The following is a 2,406-nucleotide window of genomic DNA, read 5'->3' on the forward strand; positions in this document are numbered from 1 at the left end:
CATTATGGCCGGGTCTGCCCCATCGAGACGCCGGAAGGTCCGAACATCGGTCTCATCGCCTCCCTCTCGACCTATGCCCAGATCAACGAGTTCGGTTTCGTCACCACGCCCCTTCGCAAAGTGGAGGAAGGCCGCGTCGGCAAGAAGATCGAGTTCCTGCCCGCCGATGACGCCGACCGTTACATCATCGCCCAGGCCAATACGCCCTTGGACGATTCCCAGAAGTTCTCCCAGGACATCATCGCGGCCCGTTATAAGGACGATTTTCCCTTGGTTTCCCCCAAGGAGATCCATTACATGGACGTGTCGCCCCGCCAGCTCTTCTCGGTGGCGACCTCGCTCATCCCCTTCCTGGAGCATGACGACGCCAACCGTGCCTTGATGGGTTCGAACATGCAACGCCAGGCCGTGCCTTTGATCCGCACCGAGGCCCCTTTCGTGGGGACCGGTATGGAATACAAGGCGGCATACGACTCCGGGGTATTGGTCATCGCCAAGCGCGACGGGATTGTGGCCGGTGTCTCCTCGGACGAGATCATCATCTTTTCCGACGACGTGGATTCGACCGGGTCGGTCGACATCTATAAGCTCACCAAATACAAGCGCTCCAACCAGGACACCTGCATCAACCAGCGGCCCATCGTGAAGAAGGGCGATAAGGTGAAAAAGGGCGACGTCATCGCCGATGGCCCTTCCACCGACCAGGGTGAATTGGCCTTAGGGAGGAACCTGCTGGTGGCCTTCATGCCCTGGCGCGGGTTCAACTTTGAGGACGCCATCATCATTTCCGAAAGGATGGTCCGGGAGGATTACTTCACCTCGGTCCATATCGAGGAATTCGAGCTGGAAGCCCGCGACACCAAGCTGGGCAAGGAAGAGATCACCCGGGATATCCCCAACGTGGGCGATGAGGCCCTCAAGGACCTGGATGAGGAAGGGATCGTTCGCATCGGGGCCGAGGTGGTCCCGGGCGATATCCTGGTGGGGAAGGTCACGCCCAAAGGTGAGACCGAACTGACCCCTGAGGAAAAACTGCTTCGCGCCATATTCGGCGAGAAGGCCGGGGATGTGCGCGACGCGTCCTTACGTGTTCCGCCGGGCGTCGAGGGCAAGGTCATCGATGTCAAGGTCTTCAAGCGCAAGGAGAAGGACGAGAAGATCAAGGGCCGGGACGCCTCCCTGGTGAAATCCATCGAGAAGGACGCCACCCACAAGATCAAGCAGCTGGAGAAAGAGAACGAGACCCGGATCGAGGTGCTGCGCCAGCAGGCCGAGGAGAAGGGCAAGGAGCTCAATAAGAGCGAACGCAACGCCTTGGAAGAGAAGACCGAGGAGGAGATCAAGCGCCTCAATGAGGTCCTCCAGAACCGCGTGTCCGAGATCGAGCGGGAGAAGAACAACGAGCTCGATAAGGTGAAGAAGGGCGATGAACTGCCTCCGGGCGTCATCAAGCTGGTGAAGGTCTATATCGCCAAGAAGCGCAAACTGTCGGTGGGCGACAAGATGGCCGGTCGCCACGGGAACAAGGGGGTCGTGTCCAAGATCGTACCGGTCGAGGACATGCCTTATCTTCCCAACGGTCGCCCGGTCGATATCATCCTGAATCCCCTGGGTGTTCCGTCCCGTATGAACGTGGGACAGATCCTGGAGACCCACCTGGGTTGGGCCGCCCATGAGGGTGGTTACCACGTGGCTTCCCCCGTGTTCGACGGGGCCCGCGAGGAAGAGATCAAGAAGGCCTTGAAGGAACAAGGCCTGCCCGAGACCGGAAAGGTCACCCTCTACGATGGGATGACCGGTGAGTCCTTCGACCAGCAGGTGACCGTGGGTTACATCTATATGTTGAAGCTGGCCCACTTGGTCGACGACAAGATCCACGCCCGCTCCATTGGGCCCTATTCCCTCATCACGCAGCAACCCCTGGGCGGTAAGGCCCAGTTCGGTGGCCAGCGTTTCGGGGAAATGGAAGTCTGGGCCCTGGAAGCCTATGGGGCCGCCTATACCCTGCAGGAGCTGTTGACCGTTAAGTCCGACGACGTCCAAGGCCGTACCAAGGCCTATGAGTCGATCGTGAAGGGGAAGAACACCCCTGAGCCGGGGATCCCGGAGTCCTTCAATGTGTTGGTGAAGGAACTGCAAGGCTTGTGCTTGGACGTCAAATTGATCCGTAACACTAATTCCAGTAATTAAGGAGGGGGAACCATGAGCCAAACCAAATCCGCCACCCCTGAGAACGAGAACGAGATCGTCAAGACCGAGGCTCCGGAAGCCGCTGCGTCCGTGGCCGCTCCCGCCGCAACGTCGGAGAAGAAGCCGAATCTGGAGACCCTTCTTTTGAAGGAAACGCCCCGGTTCGACGCGATCAAGATCGGCCTTTCCTCCCCGGAGACCATCCGCTCCTGGTCC

The 2,406-nt window shown here is 59.4% G+C and carries 2 protein-coding genes; both read left to right on the forward strand.

The annotated features are described in order from the left end of the window. Window positions 1-2,190: DNA-directed RNA polymerase subunit beta (gene rpoB / locus VHE12_07920; GenBank protein ID HVZ80711.1), on the forward strand; the 2,190-nt coding region annotated here is incomplete at its 5' end. A 12-nt stretch (window positions 2,191-2,202) separates the two neighbouring features. Beyond that, a partial coding sequence (locus VHE12_07925) for a hypothetical protein (protein HVZ80712.1) occupies window positions 2,203-2,406 on the forward strand: 204 nt, incomplete at its 3' end.

This window comes from bacterium (assembly GCA_035549195.1).
Lineage (GTDB): Bacteria > Oederibacteriota > Muellerivitia > Muellerivitales > Muellerivitaceae > DASZRK01.